At 59.1% G+C, this 14472-nt stretch carries 11 protein-coding genes; 9 read left to right on the top strand and 2 right to left on the bottom strand.

From position 1 onward, the window contains the following. Window positions 1-150: 150 nt before the first annotated feature. A complete protein-coding gene (locus ACE3PP_RS21195; RefSeq protein WP_374385307.1) occupies window positions 151-756 on the top strand; it encodes a TRAP transporter small permease subunit in 606 nt (201 codons plus the stop codon). Further along, a complete protein-coding gene (locus ACE3PP_RS21190; protein ID WP_374385306.1) occupies window positions 753-2450 on the top strand; it encodes a TRAP transporter large permease subunit in 1698 nt (565 codons plus the stop codon). Before ACE3PP_RS21195 ends, ACE3PP_RS21190 begins: the two co-directional genes overlap by 4 nt. A gap of 54 nt (window positions 2451-2504) precedes the next feature. Here ACE3PP_RS21190 and ACE3PP_RS21185 read toward each other — a convergent pair whose 3' ends face one another. Further along, window positions 2505-3608, bottom strand: coding sequence for a TRAP transporter substrate-binding protein (locus tag ACE3PP_RS21185; RefSeq protein ID WP_374385305.1), 1104 nt, complete (start codon window positions 3606-3608; stop codon window positions 2505-2507). A gap of 299 nt (window positions 3609-3907) precedes the next feature. Here ACE3PP_RS21185 and aguB point away from each other — a divergent pair, with 299 nt between their 5' ends. The 6 genes from aguB to ACE3PP_RS21155 all read left to right on the top strand — a co-directional run bounded on the left by aguB (window position 3908) and on the right by ACE3PP_RS21155 (window position 10790). Beyond that, entirely contained in the window at window positions 3908-4783 is an 876-nt protein-coding gene (aguB, locus tag ACE3PP_RS21180) for an N-carbamoylputrescine amidase (RefSeq protein ID WP_374385304.1), read from the top strand. A 149-nt stretch (window positions 4784-4932) separates the two neighbouring features. Continuing rightward, entirely contained in the window at window positions 4933-6144 is a 1212-nt protein-coding gene (locus tag ACE3PP_RS21175) for a polyamine ABC transporter substrate-binding protein (protein ID WP_374385303.1), read from the top strand. 281 nt (window positions 6145-6425) lie between these two features. Then, on the top strand, window positions 6426-7670 hold the full coding sequence (locus ACE3PP_RS21170) for a polyamine ABC transporter substrate-binding protein (protein ID WP_374385302.1): 1245 nt from the start codon (window positions 6426-6428) through the stop codon (window positions 7668-7670). Window positions 7671-7779: 109 nt separating this feature from the next. Continuing rightward, window positions 7780-8928 (top strand): ABC transporter ATP-binding protein, encoded by a 1149-nt coding sequence (locus ACE3PP_RS21165; RefSeq protein WP_374385301.1) that lies wholly within the window; start codon window positions 7780-7782, stop codon window positions 8926-8928. Between the two features lie 69 nt (window positions 8929-8997). After that, window positions 8998-9951: an ABC transporter permease subunit gene (locus tag ACE3PP_RS21160; protein WP_374385330.1), complete on the top strand. Its 954-nt coding sequence runs from the start codon at window positions 8998-9000 to the stop codon at window positions 9949-9951. Next, a complete protein-coding gene (locus tag ACE3PP_RS21155) occupies window positions 9948-10790 on the top strand; it encodes an ABC transporter permease subunit (RefSeq protein WP_374385299.1) in 843 nt (280 codons plus the stop codon). Before ACE3PP_RS21160 ends, ACE3PP_RS21155 begins: the two co-directional genes overlap by 4 nt. Before the next feature lie 48 nt (window positions 10791-10838). Here the strand turns inward: ACE3PP_RS21155 and ACE3PP_RS21150 are convergent, their stop codons facing one another. Further along, the gene (locus ACE3PP_RS21150) at window positions 10839-12908 is read right to left on the bottom strand and encodes a putative bifunctional diguanylate cyclase/phosphodiesterase (RefSeq protein ID WP_374385298.1); all 2070 of its coding nucleotides are present in this window, start codon (window positions 12906-12908) and stop codon (window positions 10839-10841) included. A 230-nt stretch (window positions 12909-13138) separates the two neighbouring features. On the opposite strand from ACE3PP_RS21150, the gene ACE3PP_RS21145 reads away from it, so the two are divergent. Next, window positions 13139-14470: an MATE family efflux transporter gene (locus ACE3PP_RS21145; protein WP_374385297.1), complete on the top strand. Its 1332-nt coding sequence runs from the start codon at window positions 13139-13141 to the stop codon at window positions 14468-14470. Window positions 14471-14472: the final 2 nt, after the last annotated feature.

Genomic DNA, 14472 nt, shown 5'->3' with positions numbered 1-14472 from the left:
CGAAGGGATAAACCCCAAGCATCTCCCCTGCCCCCATACCAAAGTCGAACTTGGCGCCAGATCAGGAATGATTGCGGGTCATCAAGGCTTTAGTTAGCTTTCTCGGATAGCTAAACCCACTCCAAGAGGTGGGACTCGGGGAGGAACAGAATGCAGGGTGTCCTGACAATCTGTCGCGGCATTGATGCCGTGACCGCGTTTATTGGCCGGCAAGTGAAGTGGCTCATCCTGGCCGCCATCATTGTCAGCACCGTCAACGCCATCGTGCGCAAAGTGTTCGACGAGAGTTCGAACGCTTGGCTTGAACTGCAATGGTACCTCTTCGGCGCGGTGTTCATGTTTGCAGCTGCCTATACGCTGCAGCGGAATGCGCATATCCGCATCGATGTCATTTCCAGCCATTTGAAGAAACGAACCCGCGACTGGATCGACCTCTTCTGCCACATCGTCTTCCTGATGCCCTTCGTCCTCCTGATGCTGTGGCTGTGCTGGCCGTTTTTCCTGGAATCTTATCGAACGCAGGAAATGTCGATGAACTCAGGAGGCCTCATCATCTGGCCCGCAAAGGCAATTATCCTGATCGGGTTCGTCCTGCTCTTCTTCCAAGCACTCTCGGAAATCGCCAAGCGCATCGCCATTCTTGCCGGGCAAATGGATGACCCGGACGATCATGGCTCGATGCACGCGACTGTCGCCACAGAACTGGCGGCAACTGGGATGGACCATCCACATGGCGATCGGGAGAATGGCCGATGATTGAAATTATCGCCCACAATCTGGCGCCGATCATGTTCGCGGCGCTGATCATTTTCTTGATCTCAGGCTATCCGGTCGCTTTCGCCCTGGCCGCCAACGGTTTGTTCTTCTTCTTCATCGGCGTGGAGCTGGCGCCGCTCTCCGGCGGCGAAATCACACTTTCTTGGCCCTTGCTGCAAACCTCGCCGGGCAGGTTGCTCGGCGTCATGAATAACGAAACGCTGCTGGCCATCCCCTTCTTCACCTTTATGGGAATAGTGCTGGAAAAATCCGGCATGGCGGAAGACCTTCTCGACACGGTTGGGCAGCTGTTCGGTCCGGTGCGCGGCGGCCTTGCCTACGCGGTCATCCTGGTGGGTGCCGTCCTTGCCGCAACGACGGGTGTCGTTGCCGCATCGGTCATGGCGATGGGTCTCATCTCCCTCCCCATCATGTTGCGCTATGGCTATGACCGCTCCCTTGCCACGGGTGTCATTGCGGCGTCGGGCACACTCGCCCAGATCATCCCGCCTTCCTTGGTCCTGATCGTCCTTGCCGACCAGCTCGGGCGTTCCGTCGGTGACATGTATGCAGGCGCCATCCTTCCGGGTCTTATGCTCACGGGGATCTACTGCATCTACATTTTCGTCATCACGATCATCCGCCCGAATGCGGCGCCGGCCCTGCCGGCAAGCGCACGTACGCTGGGCAGCGGCGCCACCTCGCTTCTGGTCGTCACTGTCTTGGGCGTGGCGGTCGCGGTCGCGGTCTATTTCGCACTGTTGTCCGAAAGCCCTAACGGTGCCGGCATCTGGGGTGCCACTATCGGCGCGTTGATTGCCTATTCCCTGGCCGTCGCCAATCGGACGATGAAGCTCAACCTGCTTTCCCGCCTCGCGCAGGAAGTGGTCATAACCTTGATACCACCCTTGGCGCTTATCTTCCTGGTCCTCGGCACGATCTTCCTCGGCATTGCCACGCCGACCGAAGGTGGTGCCATGGGTGCCGCCGGGGCGCTGGTCATGGCGCTTGCGAAACGGCGCATCTCCTGGGTGTCCCTGCGCGAAGCCCTGGATTCGACGACCCGCCTATCTTGCTTTGTACTTTTCATCCTGATTGGCGCGCGCGTCTTCTCCTTGACCTTCTATGGCGTCAACGGCCATGTCTGGGTCGAAGAGCTCATGTCGAGCCTGCCCGGCGGCGAGTGGGGCTTCCTCATCGCCGTCAACATCCTGGTTTTCATCCTGGGATGCTTCATCGACTTTTTCGAAATCGCCTTCATCATCATCCCCTTGCTGGCACCGGTGGCGGCCAAGCTCGGGATTGATCTCATCTGGTTCGGCGTGCTTCTTGGCGTGAACATGCAGACTAGCTTCCTGACACCGCCCTTTGGCTTCGCACTCTTTTACATGCGATCCGTGGCACCGGTCGGGAATTGGCTGGACAAGGTCACCGGCCGTACGCTTGCCGGCGTGAAAACCACGGAAATCTATCGCGGCGCGGTCTCGTTCATCCTGCTGCAGCTCATCATGGTCGCTGCGGTCATGCTGTTCCCCAAGCTGGTCACGCATTACCAAGATGAGATATCGACCGTTGACCCCAGCAAGATCGAAATCACGCTTCCCGGCAGCGACGGTGGCGATGGTAGTGGGCTTGAGGAACTACCCAGCCTCGACCTCTCCGAGCCACCGACGATCGAGGTGGAGCCGCAATAAGAAAAGGCCCGGCGATCCTTGCGGATCGCCGGGCCAGCTACGTCAGCGCAAAGCTTAGAGCTGCTTGGCGCGCTGCTGGTTCATCATGAAGGTGTCGAATGTGTGTTCCGACACCTGGAACCACAGATACTCATCGGCACGCATGGCCGACATCGACTCATAGGCCTTTTTGAAGGCCGCGTTGCCGGCAGCAATCTCTTCATAGGCCGCCTTGGCGGACTTGAAGCAGGCTTCCATCACGTCCTTCGGATAGGGCTTCAGCTTGGCGCCACCGGCCACCAGCTTCTTCAACGCCGTCGGGTTGAGGAAGTCATACTTGGCCTGCGTATCGGCCGTCGTCGCCTGGGCCGCCGCGCGAACGATCGCCTGATAGCTCTTCGGCAGCGCGTTCCACTTCTCGGTATTGATCATGATGTGGAGATAGGCACCACCTTCCCACCAGCCCGGATAGTAATAGAACGGCGCCACCTTGTAGAAACCGAGCTTCTCGTCGTCATAGGGGCCAACCCATTCGGCCGCGTCGATCGTCCCTTTTTCCAGGGCCGGATAGATCTCACCACCCGCGATCTGCTGCGGCACGACACCGACGCCCGACATGACTTTGCCGGCGAAGCCGGCAATGCGCATCTTGACGCCCTTCAAATCCTCGACGGATTTGATCTCCTTGCGGAACCAGCCACCCATCTGGGCACCCGTGTTGCCGCATGGAAGACCGAAAAGATTGTGCGTCCCGTAGAACTCATTCATGAGATCGATGCCGCCGCCATAATACATCCAGGCGTTCTGCATGCGGCTGTTGAGACCGAACGGCACGGCGGTCCCGAAAGCGAATGTCGGGTCCTTGCCCCAATAGTAATAGGAACAGGTGTGGCAGATTTCGACCGAGCCCTTGCCGACCTCATTGGCGGCCTCCAAGCCCGGCGCAAGCTCGCCGGCCGGGAAGACCTGAATCTTGAACTTGCCGTCAGTGGCATCTGAAACGTAATTGGCGAAGGTCTCCGCCGCGCCATAGATCGTATCGAGGCTCTTGGGAAAGCTCGACGTCAAGCGCCAGTTCAATTCAGGCGCGCTTTGCGCGATGGCCGGGGCCGCGACGGCACTGGCGGCCAAGCCGACGCCACCCAGTCCGGCGCCCTTCAGAAATTTGCGACGAAGCATTGGATTTCCTCCCGATTTGACGGTCGTTGACGGGACCCTGGGGGCCCCGCGTGATTGGTCGCAAAGGACCATTTTCTGGGCGCCTGCACTTGCCGCAGGGACAAAACTGTACCTCGCAGCCGCAAAGCGCGCCGCCCACGACACAATGTGACGATTCCAGAACAACCTGCAAGTACTCCTAAAGGAGGGGCTGCATGCCACGAAGGGCTTGATCAGCGGCAGGCAAGAGCTATGAATCCTTGCAGTCGGATGTTTCCTGATAAAGGGGCCGTCGGTGTGAGAGTTTTGGGGAAGACCGCATGGCAAGGGTAACGGTAGCGGCGACGCAATTCGCCTGCAGCGCTGACGCCGCCAGCAATGTCGACCGGGCGGAGGCACTCATCCGCCAGGCGGCCAACCGCGGCGCGCAAATCATTCAGCTCCAGGAGCTGTTCGAAACACCGTATTTCTGCAAAGACCAGAAGGCGGAGTTGTTTGACTTGGCCCACCCGGTCGACGATCACCCGACCATCATGCGCATGCAGGAATTGGCGCGTGAGCTTGAAGTTGTCCTCCCCGTCTCCTTTTTCGAAGCCGCCAACAATGCCTATTACAATTCGTTGGCGATCCTGGATGCCGATGGGGAGATGTTGGGGCTTTATAGAAAATCCCACATTCCCGACGGCGTCGGGTATCAGGAGAAGTTCTATTTCAATCCGGGCGACACCGGGTTCAAGGTTTGGGACACCGCCTTCGGCCGCATCGGTTGCGGCATCTGCTGGGATCAGTGGTTTCCCGAATGCGCGCGTGCTCTGGCCCTGATGGGAGCGGATATCCTGCTCTATCCCACGGCCATCGGCAGTGAGCCCAACGATCCAGACTACAGCAGTGCCGAGCATTGGCAACGCGCGATGCAGGGGCACGCCGCGGCCAACATGATCCCAGTCGTTGCCTCGAACCGGATCGGCCGCGAAGATGGCGAAACCTGTGCCATTACTTTCTACGGCCGGTCCTTCATCGCCGGTGCGCGCGGTGAAATCATCGCTTCGGCGCGAGATGAGGAAGCTGTATTGACCGCTGAGTTCGACTTCCAATCGCTGCGCCGCCAGCGCGCCGGCTGGGGCCTCTTTCGCGACCGACGGCCGGATCTTTACACGGTCCTCATGACCTTGGACGGTCAAAATTGGAGCGAATGACGCAGTCGGCTGCTTTTTCACGGGCATTTGTTGACAAAACCACCCCGCCGGATGCCACAATGCCGCCTATAAGGGACTCAATAAGTTAACTATTTTCTGGATCGCCGGGACCCCGACCGGGATCAATTCATCAACAGAACCAGGAGGCCATGGTGCAAAAGTCGAGATTGGTTGGAATTGCGTTCATTTCCGCGCTGCTGCTGGCTGGCTGCGGCGAGGAGAAGAAGGAAGCCGAAACGCAGCAATCGTCGGCCAACACCACGGAGACCGCACCGGCCAGCAACACGACTGAAACCGCTGCGGCAACGGCCGAAGCTGCCCCGGCTGAGGCCGGCGCTGGCGGTAAGCTCAACATTTACAACTGGTCGGACTATATCGCCGAAGAGACGGTGCCGGATTTTGAAAAAGCGACCGGTATCAAAGTCCAGTATGACGTCTACGATTCAAATGAAATGCTGGAAGCCAAGCTGATGGCTGGCGGAACCGGCTACGACTTGGTCCATCCGTCCGGCGCCTTCCTCGGCCGCCAGATCGTTGCCGGCATCTATCAGGAGATCGACCCGGCCAAGATCCCCAACTACAAGAACCTCGATCCGAAGATCATGGAACTGCTGGCGGCGTTCGACCCCGGCAACAAGTTCGCCGTGCCATGGTTCTGGGGCACGACCGGCATCGGCTACAACGTTGCCGAGATCAAGAAGCGCATGCCGGATGCGCCAGTCAACAGCCTCGACATGGTATTCAAGCCGGAACTGGCGCAGAAGTTCGCCGATTGCGGCATTTCCATGCTCGATGCACCGTCTGAAGTGCTGCAGATCGCCCTCAACTATCTGGGCAAGGATCCGTACACCGCCAGTGCCGACGACTACGCCGCTGCTGAAAAGCTGCTGCTGGCTGTCCGGCCCTATGTGAAGTACTTCCATAGCTCCAGCTACATTAACGATATTGCCTCTGGCAGCATCTGCCTCTCGCTCGGCTGGTCGGGCGACTTCAGTATCGCGGCCGCGCGTGCCGAAGAAGCCAAGAACGGCATCGAGGTCTCCTACGCGATCCCGAAGGAAGGCACGATCATTTGGATGGACACGATCGCCATGCCGAAAGATGCCGTGAACATTGACCAGGCTTATAAGTGGATCGACTACAACCTCGATCCGAAAGTAGCCGCCGCCAATGCAAACTACGTCGCCTATGGCAGCCCGGTTGCCGCCGCCTTGCCGATGATCAACAAGGAACTCCTGGACAACCCGAACATCTATCCGCCGGCCGACGTCCAGGCCCATCTCTTCCCGGACAAGGTTGCGACGCCCGAAGTCGAGCGACTCCGCACCCGCACCTGGACAAAAATCAAGACCGGCCAGTAACAACCGGGATGTAAGCGCCGTAAGCGCTAGCATCCCATCAAAACTGGGGCCCCGCGGCACATGCCGCGGGGTTTCTTTATTGCGCAATGACGAATCCGGATACGAGTCTGACGCCTCGCATCATCTCCAAGGTTGCTGCGAGGGTTGACAGCCCGCATGCCGGCAGGGTCAGATATAAGAAATAATTAACGATCGATGAACAGGGATTGATCGCGCAGGAAAAGACCGGAGCATCGCCGGCACCTGCGTGATAAGGGCGTGAACAGTAGGGAGTACAAATCGTGGCAAAGACTGAATTCGGTCGCTTCACCCTCATGGGTGCGACGGTGCTGGCGGCTGGGATCCTGCTGACAGCCTGCGGCGAAAAGAAATCCGACGAACAGGCAGGCGTGTCCACGGAAAGCACCAGTTCTGCCACCTCTGAGGCGACCAGCAATTCCACTGCCACCACTGCAGCACCAGCGACTCAAGAAGCATCTGCCCCGTCAACCGGCGATGGCACCAAACAACTCAACGTCTATAACTGGTCGGACTATATCGGCGAAAATACGGTTGCCGATTTCGAGAAAGAGACCGGCATCAAGGTGCAGTACGACACCTTTGACGGCAACGAAACGCTCGAAGCCAAGCTAATGACCGGTGGCACCGGCTACGACGTCGTATTCCCTTCCTCATCCTTCTTTGCCCGCCAGATCAAGATCGGCCTCTTTCACAAACTGGATAAGAGCCTGCTGCCGAATCTCAAGAATTTGGATCCCCATATTATGGAGATCCTGTCCAAGGATGCCGATCCCGGAAACGACTACGCCATTCCCTACATGTGGGGCACCAACGGCTTTGCCTATAATGTCGACGTCATCAAGAAGCTGATGCCGGACGCGCCGCTGGACAGCCTTGCCATGCTGTTCGACCCGAACGTCGTTTCAAAGTTCAAGGATTGCGGCGTCACGCTGCTGGACTCACCTGAAGATGTGTTCCCCTTGGCCCTCGCCTATCTCGGCAAGGATCCGACGTCGCAGAAGGAAGAGGACATCGTCGCCGCCGCGGATTTGGTGATGAAAGTCCGCCCCTTCATCAAGAATTTCGATTCTCAGCAGTATCTGACGGCACTTCCCAACGGCGAATATTGCATGTCGATGAGTTGGTCGGGCGATTACGCCACCGCCGCTGCGCGCGCGGCCGAGGCCGGCATCAAAATCAATCTCGCCTATACGATCCCGAAGGAAGGCACCAACGTCTGGTTCGACGGCATGCTCATCCCGGCCGACGCACCGCACGTGAAGAACGCGCATCTGTTCCTTGACTATATGATGCGCCCGCAAGTGATTGCCGATGCGACGAACTACACGAACTACGCCAATGCCAATGTGCCGGCGAAAGAGTTCGTCAACAAAGAGATTCTGGAAGATCCCGCCGTCTACCCCACCGAAGAAGTGATGAAGCGCAGCTTCCCGTCGGTGGTGCGGGACGACAAACTCAGTCGCGTCATTACCCGGGAATGGACGCGGGTCAAGACCGGACAATGAACAAACAGGGCAGCACATTTCAAATGTGCTGCCCATTTTCATAGAGAAGATCGACTCATCGTCGAGGCGCAGACACCAGCCCTTCGGGGCAATCAAAACAGGACGCATCATGGCGGCTGAAAGAGCAAGAGCAGAAACGACGACCCAGGTCTGGAACGACCCGAACGCCAAGCCCTATATTCGCATTGAGAATGTCACCAAGAAGTTCGGCGATTTCGTCGCCGTCAACGACGTGTCACTCAATATCTATCGCGGCGAACTTTTCGCGCTGCTGGGCGGATCGGGTTGCGGCAAGACCACGCTGCTGCGCATGCTCGCCGGCTTTGAGCAGCCGACTTCAGGCAAGATATATATCGACGACGTCGATATGGCCGACATTCCGCCCTATGAGCGCCCGACTAATATGATGTTCCAGTCCTATGCTCTCTTCCCGCATATGACGGTCGAACAGAATGTCGGTTTCGGCCTGCGCCAAGACAAGGTTCCGGCTGAGCAAGTCAAGACGCGCGTTGGCTCGATCCTCGACATGGTGCAGATGCGCCAGTTCGCCCACCGCAAGCCCCATCAATTGTCCGGCGGCCAACGCCAGCGCGTGGCCCTTGCCCGCTCTCTGGTCAAGGAACCCAAGCTCCTGCTCCTCGACGAGCCATTGGGCGCCCTCGACAAGAAGCTGCGCGAAGCGACCCAGTTCGAAATCATGAACATTCAGGACCGCCTCGGCATTACCTTCATCGTGGTGACGCACGATCAGGAAGAAGCCATGACACTGTCGACCCGCATCGGCGTTATGAACAGCGGCCAGATCGTCCAGGTGGGAACGCCCAAGGAGATCTACGAATACCCGAACACCAAGTTCGTCGCCGACTTCATCGGCTCGGTCAATCTGTTCGAAGGCAACATCGTCGAAGACGAACCCGACCATGTGCTGATCGGCTCACCCGAGGCCGGAACCGAGATCTACATCGACCACGGCATCTCGGCGGCGCCCGGCGCCAAGGTCTGGGTGGCGATCCGGCCCGAGAAGATGGACCTCTCCAAAACCCGGCCTGACGGAGATGGCCGCAACGCGACGCCCGGCATCGTCAAAGGCATCGCCTATATGGGCAACCTCTCCGTTTATCTGATCAAGCTCGACAGCGGCAAGGAAGTCAAAGTGACCATGTCGAACCAGCGTCGCGCCGCCGAGCACGCGATCGATTGGGATGATCGGGTCTATGTCACCTGGCATGCCAACAGCCCCGTCGCCTTGCTGAGCTGAGGCGACATCATGGCTTCTGAAACAACACACCAAACATCGCTGCCGCTTGGGGGGCAACTTCACAAGATCATGGTCGCCCTGGGCCTGCGCCCGCGCGCGGCCGTGATCCTGGTGCCCTATCTGTGGCTGACGATCTTCTTCGTCGTCCCCTGCCTCATCATCCTCAAGATCAGCCTGGCGCAAACGCTGATCGCGCAGCCGCCCTACACCCCCATGCTGGGACCGGACAGCGTACCGCATGAACAGCTGTTCGATAATTTCAAGCGCCTGGGCCAAGATTTTCTGTACATCATTGCCTATGGCAACTCCCTGAAGCTGGCAGCAATCTCGACGGTGCTGTGCCTGCTTATCGGTTATCCGATGGCCTATGGCATCGCGCGCTGCTCGCCCTCGACACGATCACTGCTGTTGCTGGCGATCATCCTGCCGTTCTGGACCTCATTTCTCATCCGTGTTTATGCCTGGATGAGCATTCTGGGTAAGGAAGGCGTTTATAATAAGTTTCTTGACGCCATCAACTACAATTGGTTCGCGCAGAACTTTAATGACCTCCTCATTTTTCTGCATGTGACCAGCGAGCCATATCTGAGCTTGGCGCCATTGCAGATTCTCTACACGCCCACGGCGATGTATATCGGCATCGTCTATGCCTATCTGCCGTTCATGATCCTGCCGCTCTACTCCAACCTTGAGAAGATGGACCTCTCCCTGCTGGAAGCCGCAGCCGACCTTGGTTGCCGGCCTTTCAAGGCCTTCTGCGTGATCACCATCCCGCTCTCTTTGCCGGGCATCATTGCCGGCTCGTTGCTGGTCTTCATTCCGGCCGTCGGCGAGTATGTCATTCCGGAATTGCTGGGCGGTCCGGACGCGCTGATGATTGGTCGCGTCGTCTATAACGAATTCTCGCAGAACCGCGACTGGCCGATGTCTTCTGCCGTGGCGGTTGCCATCCTCCTGGCGCTCGTCATCCCGATCATGCTGTTCCAATACTTCCAGAACAAAGCCCAGGAGGCGCCGAAATGACCAATCGGCTTTCCTGGTTCGTCATCGCCGTCCTCGTCGCCGGATTCATCTTCCTTTACGGACCGATGGTGGTGCTCATCACCTATTCCTTCAATGCCAACAAACTGATGACGTTGTGGGGTGGTTTTTCCACCAAATGGTATCCGGAGTTGCTGGGCGATGCGGCTGTTCTGACTGCTGCCAAGAACAGCTTCATCGTTGCATCCGTGAGCGCGACGTTCGCGACGGTGCTGGGTACGATGGCGGGCTACGTCCTTGCCCGCTATCGGAAGTTCCACGGTCGCACCGCCTTCAGCGGCATGGTGACGGCACCGCTCGTCATGCCTGAGGTCATCACCGGCCTTTCCATGCTGCTCCTCTTCAAGGAGATGGGCTATTGGTTCGGCTGGCCGACATCGATGGGCTTTTCGACGGTCATTCTGGCGCACATCACATTCTCGATGTCCTATGTGACGGTCGTGATGCAGTCACGCTTCTCCGTCTTCGATATGTCTCTTGAAGAAGCGGCTCTCGATCTCGGGGCAAAGCCCTTGAAGACGTTCCTGGTCATTACCCTACCGATCGTGGCGCCGGCCGTGGTTTCCGGTTGGCTTCTCGCCTTCACGATCTCGCTCGATGATTTGGTGATCACCATCTACAACAACGGCCCGGGCTCGGGCACGCTGCCGCAGCTCATCTTTTCAAAGGTGCGCCGTGGCGTCGACCCGACGATCAATGCGCTGGCGACCATCATCATCACGGTGGTGGCGACAGGTGTTATCGCCTCGCATGTCCTCATGACACGTGCCGAGAGGCGACGACAGCGGGATATCCAGGCGGCCCTGCAGGCCAATCAATAGGGAAAGAAAAAGGGCGCCATTCAAAATGGCGCCCTTTTTTCTTGTCGACTATCGGCCGGTTGCGCGCTTGGGGTCTAGAGCGCGGTCGCGCATCAATTCGACGCAGGCGTCTACCGCCAGTGGCTTGCCGTACCGCCAACCCTGACCAAATTCGCAATCGCGTTCCTTCAGCAGCCGCTCTTCCTCTTCACTCTCGATGCCTTCGGCGACGACCTTGAGATCGAAGAGGCGTGCCAGCTGCAAGATGGCCTCGACCATCTTGACGCCACTGGTATCGGCGGTCATTGCGCTCACAAAGGACCGGTCGACCTTCAGCGTATCGACCGGCAACCGGCGCAGAAGGCTCAAGCTGGAATAACCGGTGCCAAAATCATCGAGCGAAAGTCCGACGCCGATTTCCTTCAGCCGTTTCAGCAGCTTCATGGTCAGTTCGAAATCGCGCATGACGGCGCTTTCCGTGATCTCGAGCTTCAGCTGCGCGGGTGAGAGACCTGATTCGCGCAGCGCCTGGCGCACAATTTCCGGAAGGGCCGGACCATCGAGCTGACGCGACGAAACGTTGACACTGATGAAGAGGTCGGGTGCCAGCTTCTGATCCGTCCATTCCCGGCGCTGGCGGCAAGCCTCCTGGACGACCCAAGTACCGATCGGCACGATCAGGCCGGTCTCCTCGGCAATCGGAATGAAATCCATCGGCGAGATCATGCCGCGCTGCGGATGGCGCCAGCGGACGAGGGCCTCGAAGCCCGCAAGCCGCGCGTTGCGCAGGTCAAAAATCGGTTGGTAGAGCAGCAGCAGTTCGCCGCGCTTCAATGCCAAATGAAGCTCCGCTTCGATCCGCAGTCGGTCGCGTGCGCGCCGCTGCATGTCGGGATCGAAGACGACCTCCTGACCACCACCTTCGGCACGCGCTTTGTTGAGGGCGGCCGTCGCGTCGCGGATCAGATCTTCGGCGCTCTGATGATGCGCCTGGGCCTGCGCCATGCCGATCGACAGGCTCAAGAGGACGCTTTCATCGCCCAGCGTGATCGGCTCTTCGGCCGCCGCGCGCACGCGGTGCGCCACGCGCACCAGGTCTGTGTCGTCGCGCATCACGTCAAGGAGGATGCACATCGTGTTCTCACCCATGATGGTGAGCGTATCCGTGGTACGCAACGTGCCGACCAGCCTCTGCGCTACGACCTTCTGGACGGCATCGCAGAAGACCTGACCATAGGCCTCGCGCATCGTCTCAAAGCGATCGATCTGCAACAGGATGATGCCGAAATTGGCATTCTGCTTGCGCCGGTTCTTGACGATGGTCTGGTTGAGACGGTCGTAAAGGACGATGCGGTTGGGCAGCCCCGTCATCGCATCGGTCAGTTTGCGTTCACTGATATCAGTGAGCGAACCGGCAATCCGGAATGCTTTGCCGGTGTTGTTGCGCTGGCCCGTGCCGCGCACCAGGAACCAGCGATATGTCTGGTTCTTGTGCAGCATGCGGCATTCCATCTGCAGGGACAGGGTAATGCCTTCCAGATGGTTGCGCAGTTCGACCTGGAACTGGTCGACATCGTCCGGGTGAATGATGGCGAGCCAGTCTTCCAACCGGCGGAATCCATCTTCGCCGGTGCGGCCCAGCAATTCAAAGCAGCGCGCCGACATGAAGAGCGAATCGTCCTGCAGCGTCAGATCCCAGATCCCATCGCTGGAACCGGCGACGGCCAGGGCGAAGCGCTCGCGCTCAAGACGGGTTGCGGCAACTGCATGTACCCGGTTGAGCTGGCTCCTGACGCGGGCAAGCAATTCGGTGCCGTGAAGCGGCAAGGTCAGAATGTCGTCGGCCCCGCGGGCGAGGCACTCCTCGACCAGGCTTTCGGTACCCGGATCCACCAGCAAGACGATCGCCATCCGCTCGCTATCGAACAGAGCCCGCAAATCTCCAATGAAGTCGGCATCGGCCGGGGTGCGAACACGCAACAGCAAGACGTCAGCCGGTAAGTCGCTTGACTTGGAACCCTGAAAGAAAGCGTGGTCGGCGACAAAATCGACATGTCGCCCCTCGGGACCGAGGACAGCTTTGACCGCGGCGCGTACTGCGTCGTCGGCGCTGACACAAAGAATGTGACCCTCAAGCATCCTGGCAATATACCTCATCCGGGGCGACCGCCCGCGCCCCGCGACAACCATCAAGCGCGGAATCCCACAACGTTAACTAAATGGAATTGTTTAAGGATATCTTACTGGCGCGCTAGTCCTTTGAATTGCCAAGGAAAATGGCGGAAATCCGCCAATTCCATCGTTGCCGGTTCCCTTGCCAGTGCGCACCGAGGGTGCCTATATTGCGCCCGCCCTTCCAAATCAGTCCCATGACCGACACAGCCGTTCACATGCCCCGGGTCACCCACGCGCGGATCTTGGCCGTGGCGATTCCGGCCATTCTGGCCAATTTTTCGGCCGTCCTGCCGCAATTGGTCGATACAGCCCTGATCGGCCAGTTGGGCGAGGCGGTGGCGCTGGGCGGGATCTCGGTCGGCGCATCGCTTGCCACATTCGTGCTTTGGGCTTTCGCCTTCCTGCGCCTCGGCACGGCCGGCTTCACGGCCCAGGCCTATGGTGCCGAGGATGGCGATGAGATCAAGGCGACGCTCAACCGGGCCCTCGCCCTCGCCTGGATCTTCGGCTTCATCATTCTCCTGCTCATGGTGCCGCTGGCCTATGTGACCGTGCCCCTCTTTGGTGCCAGCGAAGCGGTCGCCGATCTGGCCGCGCGCTATTTCCACTACCGCCTGTTCAGCGCCCCCTTCGATCTCACCAATTACGTGATCCTCGGCTGGCTGGTGGGGCTGCAGCGGATGGGCCGGGCGCTAAGCCTGCAATTGCTGCTCAACGGCCTCAATGTCGTGCTGTGCTGGCTCCTCGTCTACAAATTCCATCTCGGTGTGGACGGCGCCGCCATCGCAACGGCCCTCGCGCAAGCGGCGACGGCGATTGCCGGCCTCATCGTCGCCCGACGACTGCTGCGCATCGTCCCGTTGAGCGACGATGCCGGCTCGCTCATCGATCTCGACAAATTGTTCGAGCTGGTTTCGGTCAATTTCGACATCTTCCTGCGCACGCTCGCCATCATGTTCGTCATGGTCTATTTCGTGGGCCTCGGCGCGCGCATGGGCAACGAAACATTGGCCGCCAACCAAGTGCTGTTCTCGTTGCTGGCCACCATCGCGCAGTCGCTGGATGGATTTGCACAATCGGCCGAGACTCTAACCGGCCAGGCCATCGGCGCCCGCGACCGGCGTCAGCTTCGCGCCGCCGTCTCCGGTTCCTTCCTCTGGGCACTCCTTCTGGCGCTGCTCCTGGCGCTGCTGCTGCAGCAGCAAGGCCCGGTCATTGTCGGCCTCTTCACCGACGATCCCGCTGTGATCGCAGCAGCCCTCCCCTATCTCCCCTGGCTGGTGGCGACGCCTCTTGTCGCCCTCTGGTGCTATATCCTCGACGGCATCTTCATCGGTGCCACTCGTGGGCGCGAGATGCGCAACAGCATGGTCGTCTCGGCGCTGGGGGCTATCATCGCCCAATATTTCGCCATTCCCGCCTTCGGCAATCACGGGCTTTGGGGATCGCTCATGCTGTTTTTCGTCCTGCGTGCCCTGACGCTCTACGTGTCCTATCCGCGCATTCCCCGCTCGCTGGCGGAATGAAG

Source organism: Dongia sp., assembly GCF_041910485.1.
Taxonomy (GTDB): domain Bacteria; phylum Pseudomonadota; class Alphaproteobacteria; order Dongiales; family Dongiaceae; genus Dongia.
Note: the sequence above shows the minus strand (reverse complement) of the source record. Positions and strands in the feature narration are given on the sequence as shown.